At 63.6% G+C, this 14,166-nt stretch carries 9 protein-coding genes; 1 reads left to right on the plus strand and 8 read right to left on the minus strand.

What is annotated here, in order from left to right; all coding sequences use genetic code 11:
* Positions 1-58: 58 nt before the first annotated feature.
* The 4 genes from AC05QJ_RS16280 to mexE all read right to left on the minus strand — a co-directional run bounded on the left by AC05QJ_RS16280 (position 59) and on the right by mexE (position 8,488).
* A complete protein-coding gene (locus AC05QJ_RS16280; protein ID WP_476742350.1) occupies positions 59-1,639 on the minus strand; it encodes an ABC transporter substrate-binding protein in 1,581 nt (526 codons plus the stop codon).
* A 988-nt stretch (positions 1,640-2,627) separates the two neighbouring features.
* Positions 2,628-4,055, minus strand: coding sequence for an efflux transporter outer membrane subunit (locus AC05QJ_RS16285; protein ID WP_476742351.1), 1,428 nt, complete (start codon positions 4,053-4,055; stop codon positions 2,628-2,630).
* Complete coding sequence (locus AC05QJ_RS16290) at positions 4,052-7,231, minus strand: efflux RND transporter permease subunit (protein ID WP_476742352.1); 3,180 nt, start codon at positions 7,229-7,231, stop codon at positions 4,052-4,054. The genes AC05QJ_RS16285 and AC05QJ_RS16290 overlap by 4 nt, the downstream gene beginning before the upstream one ends.
* Before the next feature lie 12 nt (positions 7,232-7,243).
* Positions 7,244-8,488, minus strand: coding sequence for a multidrug efflux RND transporter periplasmic adaptor subunit MexE (gene mexE / locus AC05QJ_RS16295; RefSeq protein WP_476742353.1), 1,245 nt, complete (start codon positions 8,486-8,488; stop codon positions 7,244-7,246).
* Positions 8,489-8,869: 381 nt separating this feature from the next.
* On the opposite strand from mexE, the gene AC05QJ_RS16300 reads away from it, so the two are divergent.
* Positions 8,870-9,817 (plus strand): IS110 family transposase, encoded by a 948-nt coding sequence (locus AC05QJ_RS16300; RefSeq protein WP_476742354.1) that lies wholly within the window; start codon positions 8,870-8,872, stop codon positions 9,815-9,817.
* Between the two features lie 127 nt (positions 9,818-9,944).
* Here the strand turns inward: AC05QJ_RS16300 and AC05QJ_RS16305 are convergent, their stop codons facing one another.
* The 4 genes from AC05QJ_RS16305 to AC05QJ_RS16320 form a co-directional block, all read right to left on the minus strand.
* Positions 9,945-11,243: an NAD(P)/FAD-dependent oxidoreductase gene (locus AC05QJ_RS16305; RefSeq protein ID WP_476742355.1), complete on the minus strand. Its 1,299-nt coding sequence runs from the start codon at positions 11,241-11,243 to the stop codon at positions 9,945-9,947.
* Between the two features lie 223 nt (positions 11,244-11,466).
* Positions 11,467-12,387, minus strand: coding sequence for a 3,4-dihydroxyphenylacetate 2,3-dioxygenase (hpaD, locus tag AC05QJ_RS16310; protein WP_476742356.1), 921 nt, complete (start codon positions 12,385-12,387; stop codon positions 11,467-11,469).
* Positions 12,388-12,600: 213 nt separating this feature from the next.
* The gene (locus tag AC05QJ_RS16315; protein ID WP_476742357.1) at positions 12,601-13,533 is read right to left on the minus strand and encodes a phosphatidate cytidylyltransferase; all 933 of its coding nucleotides are present in this window, start codon (positions 13,531-13,533) and stop codon (positions 12,601-12,603) included.
* A 1-nt stretch (position 13,534) separates the two neighbouring features.
* Positions 13,535-14,158 (minus strand): lysophospholipid acyltransferase family protein, encoded by a 624-nt coding sequence (locus AC05QJ_RS16320; protein WP_476742358.1) that lies wholly within the window; start codon positions 14,156-14,158, stop codon positions 13,535-13,537.
* Positions 14,159-14,166 lie beyond the last annotated feature (8 nt).

A 14,166-nucleotide genomic window follows, 5' to 3' on the forward strand; every position in this document is an offset into this window, starting at 1 on the left:
GCCAGCCCACACAAGAGCCCTGTGGGAGCCGGCTTGCCGGTGATGAGGCCCTCAAGGATCAGGCGCTGTCCTTCAGCCACAATTGATCGAAGCGCCAGGTCGGGAACAAGGTTTTCTCCGCCGCCGCGCCACCCACCCGGCGGGCAAAGCCATCCACCAGATTGGCGTAACCCCACACCAGCAAACCACCCCGCTCGTACTGGATGCGCTGGGCTTCATGCACCAGCGGCTTGCGTTTTTCCAGATTTGGCTCGGCCAGGGCCTTGAGGAACAGTTCGGAGAAACGCGGGTCGTCGAAGTGGGTCTTGTTCGCCACCGACACCGGTGCGTCGGCATGCAGGGCGCAGGTCAGGAACGGCGCACCGATGCTGCCGCCGGTGCTGAAGGTCCATTCGGTGTGCTGCGGGCCATTGAACGTAGCCGAATCCACCTGGCGCACATTGACCTCGACCCCGGCACGGCGGGCCTGCTCGGCAAACACCAGGGCGGAGGCCAGGGCCACGCCGTTCTGTTCGGCGATCAGTTCCACCTTGAGGTTGTCCTGGCCGGCCTCGCGCAGCAGGGCCCTGGCCTGTTCCAGGTCGTGGCGGCGCGGCGGGATGCTCTGGTCGAAGGTCGGATCGTTGGGTGCGTACAGGTCGTTGGCAACCCGCCCCTGGCCGTTGAGCACGCGCTTGACCAGCTCCTCGCGGTCGGCCAGCAGGCGGAATGCCCGGCGCACCCGCGGGTCGTCGAACGGCGCTTTCTGCGTGTTCATGTCCAGGCTCAGCCAGTTGCCGGTGACCGAGGTCACGGCCTGGATGCGCGGGTCTTTCTCGATCAGGTTCAGGTGTTCGGCGGCCAGGGCGTTGGCCATGTCGATCTGTCCGGCCTGGAGCGCGGCAAGGCGGGTGGTCTGGTCTTTGAAATCGATGATCTCCAACTCGTCGGCGTAGGGCCGTCCGGCCTTGTAATAGTTCTCGAAGCGCGTGAACAGCGAGCGCTGGCCCGGGCTGAAGCTCTTGAGCTTGTAGGGGCCGGCGCCCACCGGGTTGCTGATCGGGTGGTAGTCCACCGGCACGATGCCGCCGAAATTGACCCAGGTTTCCGGCAACGGCACGAAACCGGCACCGTCCTTGAAGCGTACGCGGATCGTGCGGTTGTCGAGGGTTTCCAGGTTGTCGCGGTCGATCCAGTGCAGCAGTGCGGCATAGGGCGAGGCCAGTTGCGGGTCGGTCAGGCGGCGGATGGAAAACAGCAGGTCGTTGGCGTCGATGGTCTTGCCGTGGTGGAATTCCAGGCCCTGTTTCAGGCGCAGGGTCCAGACTTTGCCGTCCGGGCTGACCTCCGCTTCCTCGGCCAGGGCCAGGCGCGGCAGCATGTTTTCGTCCCACTCCCACAGCTTGCTGTACAGCGCAAAGCCGCGAATGATGCCGCTGCCCACCGGTTTGTGGGCGTCGAGGTTGCCGCTCTTGTTACCGTCGAGAATGCCCAGGCGTAGCCGGCCGCCCTGGCGTGGGCCGCTGTCGCTCAGGTGCTCGGCGCCGGGCTGGCTGTCGTCGCCGCAGCCGCTCAGCAGGCTGCCGCCCAGCGCCAGGCCGCCAAGGGCCAGGCTGTTGCCGAGGAAGCGGCGGCGGGAGAAAGGGGGATGGGATGTCATGGTGTGAACCTGTGCTGTCGGTGTTTTGGCAGGGCAGAGCAGGTTTCGCGCCAGATGGCTGGAGGCCTCGGATTCATTGAGGGAGCGGGGCGGTGGTGGTGGCTGGCGGGCACTGGGCTGTTGCTGGGGCAGCAGTTGGTCAGCAGTTTCGCTGGAAAAAAGGGTCTTCGCGCAGGTTTTCATTCTTGGATTGGGGTTGGGGGCGATGGTTTCGATTTTTTCTAGCATATCCGTTATTTTCGGCGACGTTGCCGGCCCGTTCCGTCCTTACGGCGGCTTACTTTTGTCTTGTCAAAAGTAAGCAAAACCGCTGGCTCCCACATACGGCCCTACGCTGCGCTCCGGGTCCCCTCGCTCCGGTGTCCTCCAGGGGCCGCGCGGCCTACGACTTGCTTCGCCAAGTCTACGACTCGCGCTCTTCGGCTTCGCCGAAGGGGGCTGCGCCCCAGCCCCTTCCGAACACCTCCACTCGGCCTCCTGAAGTCGCAGGTTACGGGCGGCGTTCTCTCGTACAGATCTTCGAAATTCAGATCTGATTTTGATAGGCGCCCCAAAGAGCCGGAGCTTTTGATCTTGCTTTTGCTCTTCATGCGCGGCAGTTCAGACGCCGCCAATTGCGACTTCAGCCGGCCGAGTGGAGGTGCCTGTAGGGGCCGGGTGCGTAAGCACCCTTCGGCGTTAGCCGAAGACACGAGATGTAGATTTGCGAAGCAAATCGTAGGCCGCGCTGGCCCCGAAAGGTGCCGGAAGGAGGGGGACCCGAAGCGCAGCGTAGGGCCGGATGTTGGGAGCGGGCGGTTTTGCTTACTTTTGACAAGACAAAAGTAAGCCGCCGTAAGGGCGGAACGGGCCGGCAACGTCGCCAAAAATACCGGATAATCACGCTAAATAAGCACCAAAACCCCGAGCGAAGAATCAAAAAAAGCCCCGCGAGCTTACGCTGGCGGGGCAAAAAGGTCGGTGTGAACCAACCAAAGGAGCTCTGAAATCAGTTGGCAGCGACCGTCTCGGCCTGCCAGCCGCCACCCAGTGCCTTGTAGATGGCGACGATGCCGCGGTACAGCTCGACCTCGCCCTGGGCCTGGGCGTCTTCCGCTGCCAGGCGCTCGCGCTCGGCGTCGAGCAGCACCAGGTAATCCACGGTCCCTTCGCGGTAACGAATCGACGCCAGCTCCGCCGCCTTGCGGCTGGCTTCGCTCTGCTTGAGCAGCGAGAGCAGGCGTTGCTGGCGTTTGCCGTAGTCGCTGAAGGCGTTTTCCGACTCTTCCAGGGCCAGCAGCACCTGCTGCTCATAGGTCGCCAGCGCGCCTTCGGCCTCGGCGTTGGCGCCGCGCAGACGGGCGCGGACACTGCCCAGGTCGAACGCGGCCCAGGTGATGCTCGGGCCCAGCGCCCAGGCAGACGCCGCCGAGGAACCGATCTGCGAACCACGTCCGGCAGTGAAGCCAAGGAAACCGCTCAGACTGACCCGTGGGAACAGATCGGCCGTGGCCACGCCGACGTTGGCGGTGGCCGCCGCCAGTTGGCGTTCGGCGCGGCGGATGTCGGGACGGCGTTGCAGCAGTTCGCCCGGATCACCCACCGGCAACGCCTTGGCGATGGCCGGCAACTGTCTCGGCGACAGGTCCACGCTCAGGGCGTCAGGCCGCTGGCCGAGCAGGGTGGCGATGCGGTTGCGTGCCCGCACCTGTTCGGCCTGCAGTTGCGGCACGCTGGCTTCCACCGCCGCAAGGCGGGCATCGGCACGGACCACGTCCAGCTCGTTGCCGACACCAGCATCGCGCAGGGTTTCGGTGATGCCGCGAGAGTCCTGCTGGGTCTTGAGGTTGGCCACGGCGATCTTCTCGCGCAGTTGCGCCCCGCGCAGTTGACCGTAGGCGTCCACCAGCTCGGCGATCAGGCTGACCTGCAACTGTTGCAGGTCGGCCTGGGCCGCGGCTTCCTGGGCCTGGCTCGCTTCCAGCTGGCGCTGGATACGGCCGAACAGATCCAGCTCCCAGGCCATGTCCAGGCCCAGGTCGTAGCGTTCGCTGTTGACCCGGTCCTCGGTCTGGCCAGGGATCTGGCCCTTGCCGAGGTTGCTGCTGGCACGGCTGGTCACGGTCGGGAAGGCGTCGTTGTCGACGTCTTCGCGGATCGAACGGGCCGCCTTGAGGCGGGCGAAGGCCACCCGCAGGTCACGGTTGCCGTTCAGCGACTGGCTGACCAACTGGTCCAGCACCGGGTCTTCGAACTGGTGCCACCAGGCGCTTTCGAAGCGGTTGCGGTCCAGGCCGGACTGGCCGTCGGCGGCGGCCAGGTGGGCGGCGGCGGTGTCCGGGGCCTTGTAGTCCGGGCCCACGGCGCAGGCGCTCAGGGCCAGTACCAGCAGGCTCGGCATCCACAGTTTGGCGGCATTCAGGTTCAGCGGGTTCATGCGTGGTTCTCCACGGCTGGCAGCCGCGCGGCCTTGCGCGCCTGGCTGCGTTCGACGTAACGACGGATCAGGACAAAGAACACCGGCGTCAGCAACAGGCCGAAAATGGTCACCCCGATCATCCCGGAGAACACCGCCACACCCATGGCGTGACGCATTTCGGCACCGGCACCGGAGGAGAACACCAGCGGCACCACACCCATGATGAAGGCGAACGAGGTCATCAGGATCGGCCGCAGACGCAGGCGGCAGGCTTCCAGTACCGCGGCCAGCGGGTCGAGGCCTTCGGCCTGCTTGTCCTTGGCGAACTCGACGATGAGGATCGCGTTCTTGCACGCCAGCCCCACCAGTACGATCAAGCCGATCTGGGTGAAGATGTTGTTGTCGCTACCGGACAGGATCACCCCGGTGATCGCCGACAGCAGGGTCATCGGCACGATCAGGATCACTGCCAGTGGCAGGCTCCAGCTTTCGTACTGGGCGGCCAGCACCAGGAAGGCCAGCAGCACACAGAGCGGGAACACGAACAGCGCGGTATTGCCGGCGAGGATCTGCTGGTAGGTCAACTCGGTCCACTCGAAGGTCATGCCGTTGGGCAGTTCCTCTTTCAGCAGTTTCTCCATGGCTTTTTCCGCCTGGCCGGAGCTGTAGCCCGGCGCCGCGCCACCGTTGATCTCGGCGGTGATGAAGCCGTTGTAGTGCATCACGCGGTCGGGACCGGAGGTGTCGCTGACCTTGATGAAGGTCGCCAGCGGGATCATCTCGCCCTGGTTGTTGCGCACCTTCAACTGGCCGATCTGTTCGGCGTCGAGGCGGAACTGCTGTTCAGCCTGGACGTTGACCTGGTAGGTGCGGCCAAAACGGTTGAAGTCGTTGGCATACAGCGAACCCAGGTAGATCTGCAGGGTGTCGAAGATATCGGTGATGGCCACGCCGTGGGTCTTGGCCTTTTCCCGGTCGATGGCGGCATCGACCTGCGGCACGTTGACCTGGTAGCTGGTGAACAGCCCGGCCAGCTCCGGCACGTTATGGCTCTTGGCGATGATGTTCTGGGTTTCCTTGTACAGCGCTTCGTAGCCCAGGTTGCCGCGGTCTTCGATCTGCAGGCGGAAGCCGCCGATGGTGCCCAGCCCCTGTACCGGCGGCGGCGGGAAGATCGCGATGTAGGCGTCCTGGATGTCGGCGAACTGCGCATTCAGCGCAGCCGCGATGGCGGCGGCCGACTGGCTCGGGTCCTTGCGCTCGTCGAACGGCTTGAGCGGGGTGAACACGATGCCGCTGTTGGGGCTGTTGGTGAAACCGTTGATCGACAGGCCCGGGAAGGCCACGGAGTCGGCCACGCCCGGCTGTTTCAGGGCGATCTCGCTCATCTTCTTGATCACCGCCTCGGTGCGGTCGAGGCTGGCCGCGTCCGGCAACTGGGCGAAGGCCACCAGGTACTGCTTGTCCTGCGCCGGGACGAAGCCGGTCGGGGTGGACGAGAAGCCCAGCCAGGTCAGGCCCATGAGGCCGGCGTAGACGAACAGCGCCACGCCGCTGCGGCGGATGACCCGGCCCACGGTGCCGACATAGCTATGGCTGGCACGCTCGAAGAAGCGGTTGAACGGACGGAACAGCCAGCCGCCCAGCAGCTTGTCGAGCAGCAGCGAGAAGCGGTCCTTCGGTGCGTGGTGCCCTTTGAGCAATACGGCGGCCAGCGCTGGCGACAGGGTCAGCGAGTTGAAAGCCGAGATCACTGTGGAGATGGCGATGGTCAGGGCGAACTGTTTGTAGAACTGCCCGGTAAGACCCGAGATGAACGCCGCTGGTATGAACACGGCGCACAGCACCAGCGCCGTGGCGACGATCGGCCCGGTCACTTCGCCCATGGCCTTTTTCGTGGCTTCCAGTGGTTCGAGGCCCAGCTCGATGTTGCGCTCGACGTTCTCCACTACGACGATGGCGTCGTCCACCACGATACCGATGGCCAGCACCAGGCCGAACAGCGACAGGGCGTTGAGGGAGAAGCCGAACAGGTGCATCACCGCGAAGGTACCGATCAGCGAGACCGGCACGGCTACCAGCGGGATGATCGAGGCGCGCCAGGTCTGCAGGAACAGGATCACCACCAGCACCACGAGAATCAGCGCTTCGAACAGGGTGTGCACCACTGCCTCGATGGAGCCGCGAACGAATACGGTCGGGTCGTAGACGATGCTGTAGTCCATGCCTTCAGGGAAGTCTTTCTTCAGCTCGACCATCTTCGCCCGCACTTCGTCGGAGATCTCGATGGCGTTGGAGCCCGGACGCTGGAAGATCGGGATTGCCACCGCCGGCTGGTTGTTCAGCAGCGAGCGCAGGGCGTACTGGCTGGAGCCGAGCTCGACCCGGGCGATGTCTTTCAGGCGGGTGATTTCACCGTTCTCCCCGGAGCGGATGATGATGTTCTCGAACTCTTCCTCGCTCACCAGACGGCCCTGGGTGTTGACCGACAGCTGGAAGCTGGTGGCTCCCGGTGCGGGCGGTGCGCCGAGCTGCCCGGCGGCGACCTGGCGGTTCTGTTCGCGGATGGCGGCGACCACGTCGCTGGCGGTCAGGTTGCGCGATGCGGTCTTGTTCGGATCGAGCCAGACCCGCAGCGAGTAGTCGCCCATGCCGAACAGTTGCACGTCACCGACGCCGCCGAGGCGTGCCAGTTCGTCCTTGATGTTGAGGATGGCGTAGTTGGACAGGTAGAGCATGTCGTAGCGGTTGTCCGGCGAGGTCAGGTGCACGACCATGGTCAGGTCGGGCGAAGCCTTGTCGACGGTGATACCGATGCGCGTCACTTCTTCCGGCAGCTTGGGCTGGGTACGGGTCACGCGGTTCTGCACCTGCACCTGGGCGTTGTCCAGGTCAGTGCCCAGGGCGAAGGTGATGGTCAGGGTGATCTTGCCGTCGGCGGTGGACTGCGAGGACATGTACAGCATGTTCTCGACACCGGTGATGGCCTGTTCCAGCGGCGCGGCGACGGTCTCGCCGATCACCTTGGGGTTGGCGCCGGGGAAGTTGGCGCGCACCACCACGGTGGGCGGGACCACTTCGGGGTATTCGCTGATCGGCAACTGGAACAGCGAAATGGCGCCGGCGATCAGGATCAGCAGCGACAGCACTGCGGCGAAGATCGGCCGGGTAATGAAAAACCGGGAAAAATTCATTGGAGTCGTCCCTTAACCGCGTGGTGCCGTGGCGCTGGCGAGCTTGACCGTCGCGTTGCCGGCTGGAGCAGGCTGACGGTTGGCGGCTTCCAGGGCCTGGCGCTGTTGGGCGAGGGCGGCGAGGGTGGCTTCGCTCGCCATCGGCGTTTCTTCAGGGGCTACCTGCGAGCCGGGACGTACCCGCTGCAGGCCCTTGACCACGATGCGGTCTTCCTTGTTCAGGCCGGCGCGAACGATGCGCAGCCCTTCCAGTTTCGGACCCAGTTCGACAGGGCGGTAGGCGGCCTTGTTGTCCTTGTCCATCACCAGTACGAACTTCTTGCCCAGATCGGTGCCCACGGCTTCGTCGTTGATCAGCACCGCCGAATAGGTGGCACTGCCCACCAGCTTCAGGCGCGCATACAGGCCCGGGGTGAACTGGCCGTCACGGTTGTCGAACACGGCGCGACCGCGGATGGTGCCGGTCTTGGGGTTGACCTGGTTGTCGACGAAGTTCATCTGGCCCAGGTGCGGGTTGCCGGTCTCGTTGGACAGGCCCAGGTACACCGGGGTGGTCTGGCCGCGCTGGCCGTCGCGGGCCAGTTGGCTGTACTTGAGGTAGACGCGTTCGTCGGCATCGAAGTAGGCGTAGACCCGGTCGGTGGAAACGACGCTGGTCAGCGGGGTGACATCGGCGGTGACGATGTTGCCGGCGGTGAACTGGGCGCGGCTGACCCGACCGCTGATCGGCGCGGTGACGCGGGTGAAACTGAGGTTGAGTTTGGCCAGGTCCAGCTGTGCCTGGATGGCAGCGACACCGGCACGGGCTTCGGCGGCGGCGCTGGTACGCGATTCGGCGAGTTCTGCGGAAATCGCGTTGCTGTTGCGCAGGCGCTCGCCACGCTGGGCTTCGTTTTCGCTGCGAATGGCGGTGGCGCGGGCTTGTTGCAGCTGGGCTTCGAGGCGGCGGACCTCGGCCTGGAACGGACGCGGGTCGATCTGGAACAGCAGGTCGCCCTTGTTGACCTGGGCGCCTTCGGTGAAGGCCACCTGATCGATCTGCCCGGACACGCGGGGGCGGACCTCGACGGTTTCCGGTGCTTCCAGGCGGCCGGTGAACTCGTCCCATTCATTGATCGGCTGTTCGATCACCTGGGCCACGCTGACCTTGGGTGCGGACGGAGCCTGCACCGCTTCCGGGGTGCGGCCGCAAGCACTCATCACCAGAAGGGCCAACGCGGTAAGGGGGTAGCGCAAGGGTTTGAGTGACTGCTCCATGGAGAACTCCGCCAATGTATTGATAGTGGGCGGATTCTGCGTTCAGGCGCAGGCGGGGACGAATCGAACGAAGCGAAGGTGACTATCACGCGCAATGATAGAAGTCGGGTGTTCTCGTGTGGCGTTGATAGTTGGTGGTGTGTGGTCCTGGCGGCCTCATCGCTGGCAAGGCCAGCTTGTATGGTAGGACTTGAAGGGAGGAGAAGGGACAAAGCCAGCTTCTGACTGTTCGCGCAGTACAGACCGTGGGAGATCTCGCCCCTCCTCCTTTCACCCAAGCGCCGATAAAGAATCCTTCTGGCTCACAACCGACGAAAGATACAAGCCTGCGCCTCTGGGTGGCCCTTCAAGCCCTCAAACCATATCCGGGAAGAAAGCCCAATGGCAATGCCAGTTACTGTTTTACAGCCGATTGTGGGTGTGGACGTCGCCAAAGATGAGTTGGTGATTTACCACGCCGAGTCCGATGAGCTGGAGACCATTCCCAATAACAAGACATCCATCAAGAATTGGCTCAAAGCGTTGCCGGGAAAAGTAGCTGTCGCCATCGAAGCGACCAATATCTATCACTTGATGTTCGCTGATCTCGCTCATGAGTTCGGCTGCACGATTTACATGGTGGGTGGCTATGAACTGAGCCACTACCGCAAAGGCGTGAATATCCGCGCCAAGACCGACGCGCTGGATGCCCGGCTGCTTGCTCGGTATCTCAAGAACGAGGGCCAGGAGCTACGTCCGTGGAGCCCGCCCTGCACGCTCTATCGTCGCATTATCAGCCTTTTCCGCCGTCGTGCTGCAGTGGTCCAGGCGCGCGTCAGCCTCAAACAGAGCTGGGCCAATGAACCCCTGCTCAAGAGGGCAATAGGGGGCCAGCTTAAAGCCATGGCGCGATTAGAAGCGCTCATTGAAAAAACCATCAATAACCAGTTGAAAGAGGCCGGATTGGCGGAGCAATTGGAGCGTTGCATGAAAGTTGAAGGTATCGGTTTGTTGACTGGCGCTCGTTTGCTCACCGCCTTTCAGCGAGGAGACTTTCGAAACTCGGATGCCTTTATCGCATTTCTGGGACTGGACCTCCGGGTCTCCAAGTCGGGCCAGAAAGATGGACGTCGCAGTTTGTCCAAGCGCGGTGATCCTGAAGCTCGTCGCCTGTTGCACAACGCTGCAATGTCGGCCCGTCGCACTGCTGCTTGGAAAGAGGTTTATGAGGGATACATAAGCAAAGGATTCCGCACTACCCAAGCCTTGGTGATGCTCGCTCGCAAGCTTGCTCGCGTGGTATTCGCCCTGTTGAAAGGACAGGGCGAATACCGACCAAAAGTCAGCTAATGGGCTTCCCGAAAACCATAGAATCTCCCACAATATCGAGTCAGGCCTGAATGCTGCGGCTGACCTGGGACCTTGTGGGAGCTGGCCTTGCCAGCGATGAGGCCCGACTGACAGTAAATCGGGCAACTCAACGCCGCCCGTTGAAGAACCCCGACACCTGGTGCAGCGTCTTGCCCGCCGTCAGGATCAGCGGCCGGAAGTTGTCCTTGCCGAGAATCCGCGCATGTTTCACCGAGCTGATCAGGTCGTAGCGCCCCGAGCCCTCGGCCATGCCCTCGGCGAGGATCTTGCAGATGATGTGGCTCGGCGTTACGCCGAAGCCCGAGTAGCCCTGCACGTAGAACGCATTGGGCCGGCCGCTGAGGGTGCCGATCTGCGGGAACAGGTTGGCGCTGGTGGCCATCGGCCCGCCCCAGGCCAGGTCGATCTTCACGTCCTTGAGGTACGGGAAGATTTTCAGCATCAGTGCACGGTTCCACGCCTTGAGGTCGTTGGGAATGTGCTCGACGAAGGGGGTGGCGGCACCGAACAGCAGGCGGTTTTCGTTGGTCACGCGGTAGTAGTCGATGACCGGCCGGATATCGCTGTAGGCGCCGCGGATCGGGCTGATGCGCTGGATCAGTTCCTCCGGCAGTGGCTCGGTCATCATCTGGAAGGCGTAGGTGTTGATGGTGCGGCAGTGCAGTTCCGGCTCCAGCTTGTTGAGGAAGCTGTCGCAAGCCCACAGCAGTTTGCTGGCCTTGACCGATCCCCGGCCGGTGCGCACGGTGATTTTCTCGCCGTAGGTGACTTCCAGCGCCGCGCTGTGTTCGTAGATCCGCGCGCCATGGCCCACCAGCGCCTTGGCCTCGCCCAGCAGCAGGTTGAGCGAATGCACATGACCGCCGCCCATGTGCAGCAGGGCACTGCTGTAGGCGTCGGAACCGATGATCTGCTTGACCTCGGCGCCGCCGAGGAAGCGGATTTCATCCTTGGTGTTGACCTTGCGGAACTCTTTTTCCCAGGTGCGCAGGGTCTTTTCCTGGCGGGCGTTGAAGCCCATGTAGCCGTAGCCGTGGCAGAAATCGGCGTCGATGTCGTACCTGGCGATGCGGTCCTTGATGATGCCGGCGCCCAGTTCGCTGATCTCGAAGATTTCCTGCAGGCCTTTGTCGCCGACGCTGCTCCTGATCTTTTCCAGGTCGTGGCCGATGCCGGCCATGATCTGCCCGCCGTTGCGCCCGGTGCCGCCGAACCCCAGGTAGCGCGCCTCCAGCACCACGATGTTGGTGATGCCTTTCTCGGCCAGTTCCAGTGAGGTATTGATCCCGGAGAAACCGCCACCGATCACCACGACATCGGCTTCGATGTCGTCTTCCAGGGTCGGGAAGGCCAGGTTGTACTTCTTGGTAGCGCTGTAATAGGTGGGCGTTTCGATGTTGATCATGGGAGGCGGCCTGAATAATTGGAGTTGGCTGAGGCAGCAGGGGGCACATGCAAGCGCCTGTTACACTTTGCATTAAATGCCTAACGAACGATAGGTTCTTGTTTGAGCCTGCTGTCGGAATTGATCGAGGCTGCCAGAGAGAGGGGGCTTTGCGATGGGGGAAACGATGAGGGGATAGCGTGCAGGAGCGAGTCAGCCCGCTCCTGCTGGAAGGAGAGAGGCGTTACAGGCGACCGACCGCCATGACCCGCTCGGCCGAGGCCTGGGCTTCTGGAATCGCCGAGCCGTCCTGCGGTGTTACCGGGAAGATGGCGTTGATCTGGCCGGTGGCCGATGAGCCGAAGTACGGGGTGACCACCTCGGCCTTGCCGTCGTATTTCGACCAGCCCAAGGCACCCAGCAGCATCGCGGTGTCGTGCATGAAACCTTCGCCGTGCCCCTTCACCGCGTACTCGGGAAGCATGGTGCAGAAGTCATCCCATTCGGCGTTTTCCCACATTTGCACCACGCGGTGGTCGAGGGTTTCCAGGAACGGGCTCCAGACCTTGTCGGCAAAGTCCGGGGCCTGGCCGTTCTGGGCGAAGCGGTGGGACAGCGAACCGCTGGCGAGGAACGCCACGGTGCCGTCGTAGTGGTCTTCCACGGCCTTGCGCATGGCCCAGCCCAGGCGGGCGCTGTCGTTCAGGTAGTGGGAAGTGCACAGCGCCGAGACCGAAACCACCTTGAAATGCTGGTCGGCGTTCATGTAGCGCATCGGCACCAGGGTGCCGTATTCCGGGCCCAGGCTGGTGGCGTCGTGGGCCATGGTCTCGACGCCGTAGCGGTTGCCTTCCGCGGCCAGCAGGCGGCCGAGCACGTCGTTGCCCGGTACTTCGTATTCCATGTTGGCGATGAAGTGCGGCAACTCGTTGCTGGTGTAGGTGCCCTTGAAGTGCGGCGCACAGTTGATGTGATAGTTGGCGTTGACCAGCCAGTGGGTGTCGAACACCACCAGGGTATCGACGCCCAGTTCGCGGCAGCGGCGGGAAATCTCTTTATGGCCGTCGATGGCTGCCTGGCGATAGCCCTGGCGCGGGCCGGGCAGTTCGGACAGGTACATGGACGGAACGTGGGTGATCTTGGCAGCCAGAGCAAGTTTGCCCATGACGGTACTCCTGGTGGCGGACGCCCTTCAGACGGGGCGCATCGATTATCTGGGATAGTGGCACGCAGGCGATACCGGCCGCTGGGATCGCGGCTCTTGTCGGCCTGGCACCTCCCGCGGGGGAAATGCTGGCGGCCCATTGAACACGGTTGGCGCCCGCGCCGCTTGCCCTGTTCTGCCAGACACTTGATCCAGCTTGCCAGCGTGGTGCCGTCACGCCCACCAGTAACGGACGAAGTGAAAGAAGATCGGTGCGGCGAAACACACCGAATCCATGCGGTCGAGCATGCCGCCGTGACCCTCGATCATGTGGCCCCAGTCCTTGACCCCGCGGTCGCGCTTGATCGCCGACATCACCAGGCCACCGAAGAAGCCCATCACGTTCACCACCAGCGCCATCAGTGCCGCCTGCCAGAAGCTGAACGGGGTGATCCAGTACAGCGCTGCGCCCACCAGGGTCGCCAGGGCGACGCCGCCTACCAGGCCCTCGACGGTTTTCGACGGTGACAGCCGCGGCGCCACCTTGTGCTTGCCGAACAGCTTACCGCAGACGTACTGCAGCACGTCGCTGATCTGCACCACCAGGATCAGCCAGGCGATCAACAGCAGGTTGCGGCCCTCGTAGCCGGGGATGTCGAGGGTCATCAGCGCCGGCACCGACGACAGGCAGTAGACCGCGATCATCAGGCCCCACTGCACTTTCGAGGCCCGCTCGAGGAAGCGCGTGGTGTCGCCACCGAGGCTGGCCAGAATCGGCAGCAGCAGGAACAGGTAGACCGGAATGAAGATGCTGAACAGCCCGTACCAGTCGAAGCCGATCAGCAGGTATTGGCCCGGCAGGGCGATGTAGAAGGCCAGCACCAGCGCGGGGTAGTCGTCGCGGCGGGTCGGGGTGAGGGTGATGAATTCCCGCAGGGCGTAGAACGACACCAGGTAGAACAGCACGATCACCCCGGTCTTGCCGAAGATGAATGCCAGGCCGATCACCAGCACCATCACCCACCAGGCGTCGATGCGGGCGTTGAGGTTGTCGATGACCGCGTGTGGAGCAGGGCCGGCGCGCCATTTCAGCAGGCGGCCGATCAGGCTGGCGAGCAGCAGCAGGGCGCCGATGCCGGCGAACAGGGGCCAGGTTGCGTCGTGCATGTCAGACCTCCTTTGGGGCCAGGGCCAGCAGGGCACTGCTGGCGCGTTCGAGAAAGGCCTGCTTGCTTTCGTCGTCGCGCAGGTGCAGCGGCTCGCCAAAGCTCAGGGTGCACAGCAGCGGCAGCGGCAAAGTGCGGCCCTTGGGCATGACCCGGTTGAGGTTGGCGATCCAGACGGGTACCAGTTCCAGCCCGGGCTGGGCGCTGGCGAGATGGAACAGGCCGCTCTTGAAGGGCAGCAACGGCTCGTCGCCGAGGTTGCGGGTGCCCTCGGGGAAGAAGATCAGCGAGTCGCCCTGGGCCAATGCGTCTTTCACCGGTTGCAGCAGGTCGGCCTGGGGCTCGCTGCGCTGGCGGTCCAGCAGGACGCCGTTGAATACCTTGTTGATCAGGAAGCTGCGCAGGCCCGGCTTGAGCCAATAGTCGGCGCCGGCGACGGGGCGGGTATTGCGGCGCAGCGATTCGGGCAAGGAGGCCCAGATCAGCACGAAATCACCGTGGCTGCTGTGGTTGGCGAAATACAGCCGCTGTTGTGCCTGGGGCGTGCAGCCCAGCCACAGGGCGCGAGCGCCGGTGACCAGGCGGGCGAAGGAGGTAATGAGAAAGGCGGTGAGGTCGGCGAGCATGAGCGGGT

The sequence above is a fragment of the Pseudomonas sp. TUM25319 genome (genome assembly GCF_056388475.1).

Bases quoted from the DNA above. Each gene is read 5' to 3' on its own strand.
- AC05QJ_RS16285 (WP_476742351.1), bottom strand. From the start codon at position 4,055: ATGAACCCGCTGAACCTGAATGCCGCCAAACTGTGGATGCCGAGCCTG.
- AC05QJ_RS16300 (WP_476742354.1), top strand. From the start codon at position 8,870: ATGGCAATGCCAGTTACTGTTTTACAGCCGATTGTGGGTGTGGACGTC.
- AC05QJ_RS16305 (WP_476742355.1), bottom strand. From the start codon at position 11,243: ATGATCAACATCGAAACGCCCACCTATTACAGCGCTACCAAGAAGTAC.
- AC05QJ_RS16320 (WP_476742358.1), bottom strand. From the start codon at position 14,158: ATGCTCGCCGACCTCACCGCCTTTCTCATTACCTCCTTCGCCCGCCTG.
- AC05QJ_RS16290 (WP_476742352.1), bottom strand. From the start codon at position 7,231: ATGAATTTTTCCCGGTTTTTCATTACCCGGCCGATCTTCGCCGCAGTG.
- AC05QJ_RS16280 (WP_476742350.1), bottom strand. From the start codon at position 1,639: ATGACATCCCATCCCCCTTTCTCCCGCCGCCGCTTCCTCGGCAACAGC.
- mexE (WP_476742353.1), bottom strand. From the start codon at position 8,488: ATGGAGCAGTCACTCAAACCCTTGCGCTACCCCCTTACCGCGTTGGCC.
- AC05QJ_RS16315 (WP_476742357.1), bottom strand. From the start codon at position 13,533: ATGCACGACGCAACCTGGCCCCTGTTCGCCGGCATCGGCGCCCTGCTG.
- hpaD (WP_476742356.1), bottom strand. From the start codon at position 12,387: ATGGGCAAACTTGCTCTGGCTGCCAAGATCACCCACGTTCCGTCCATG.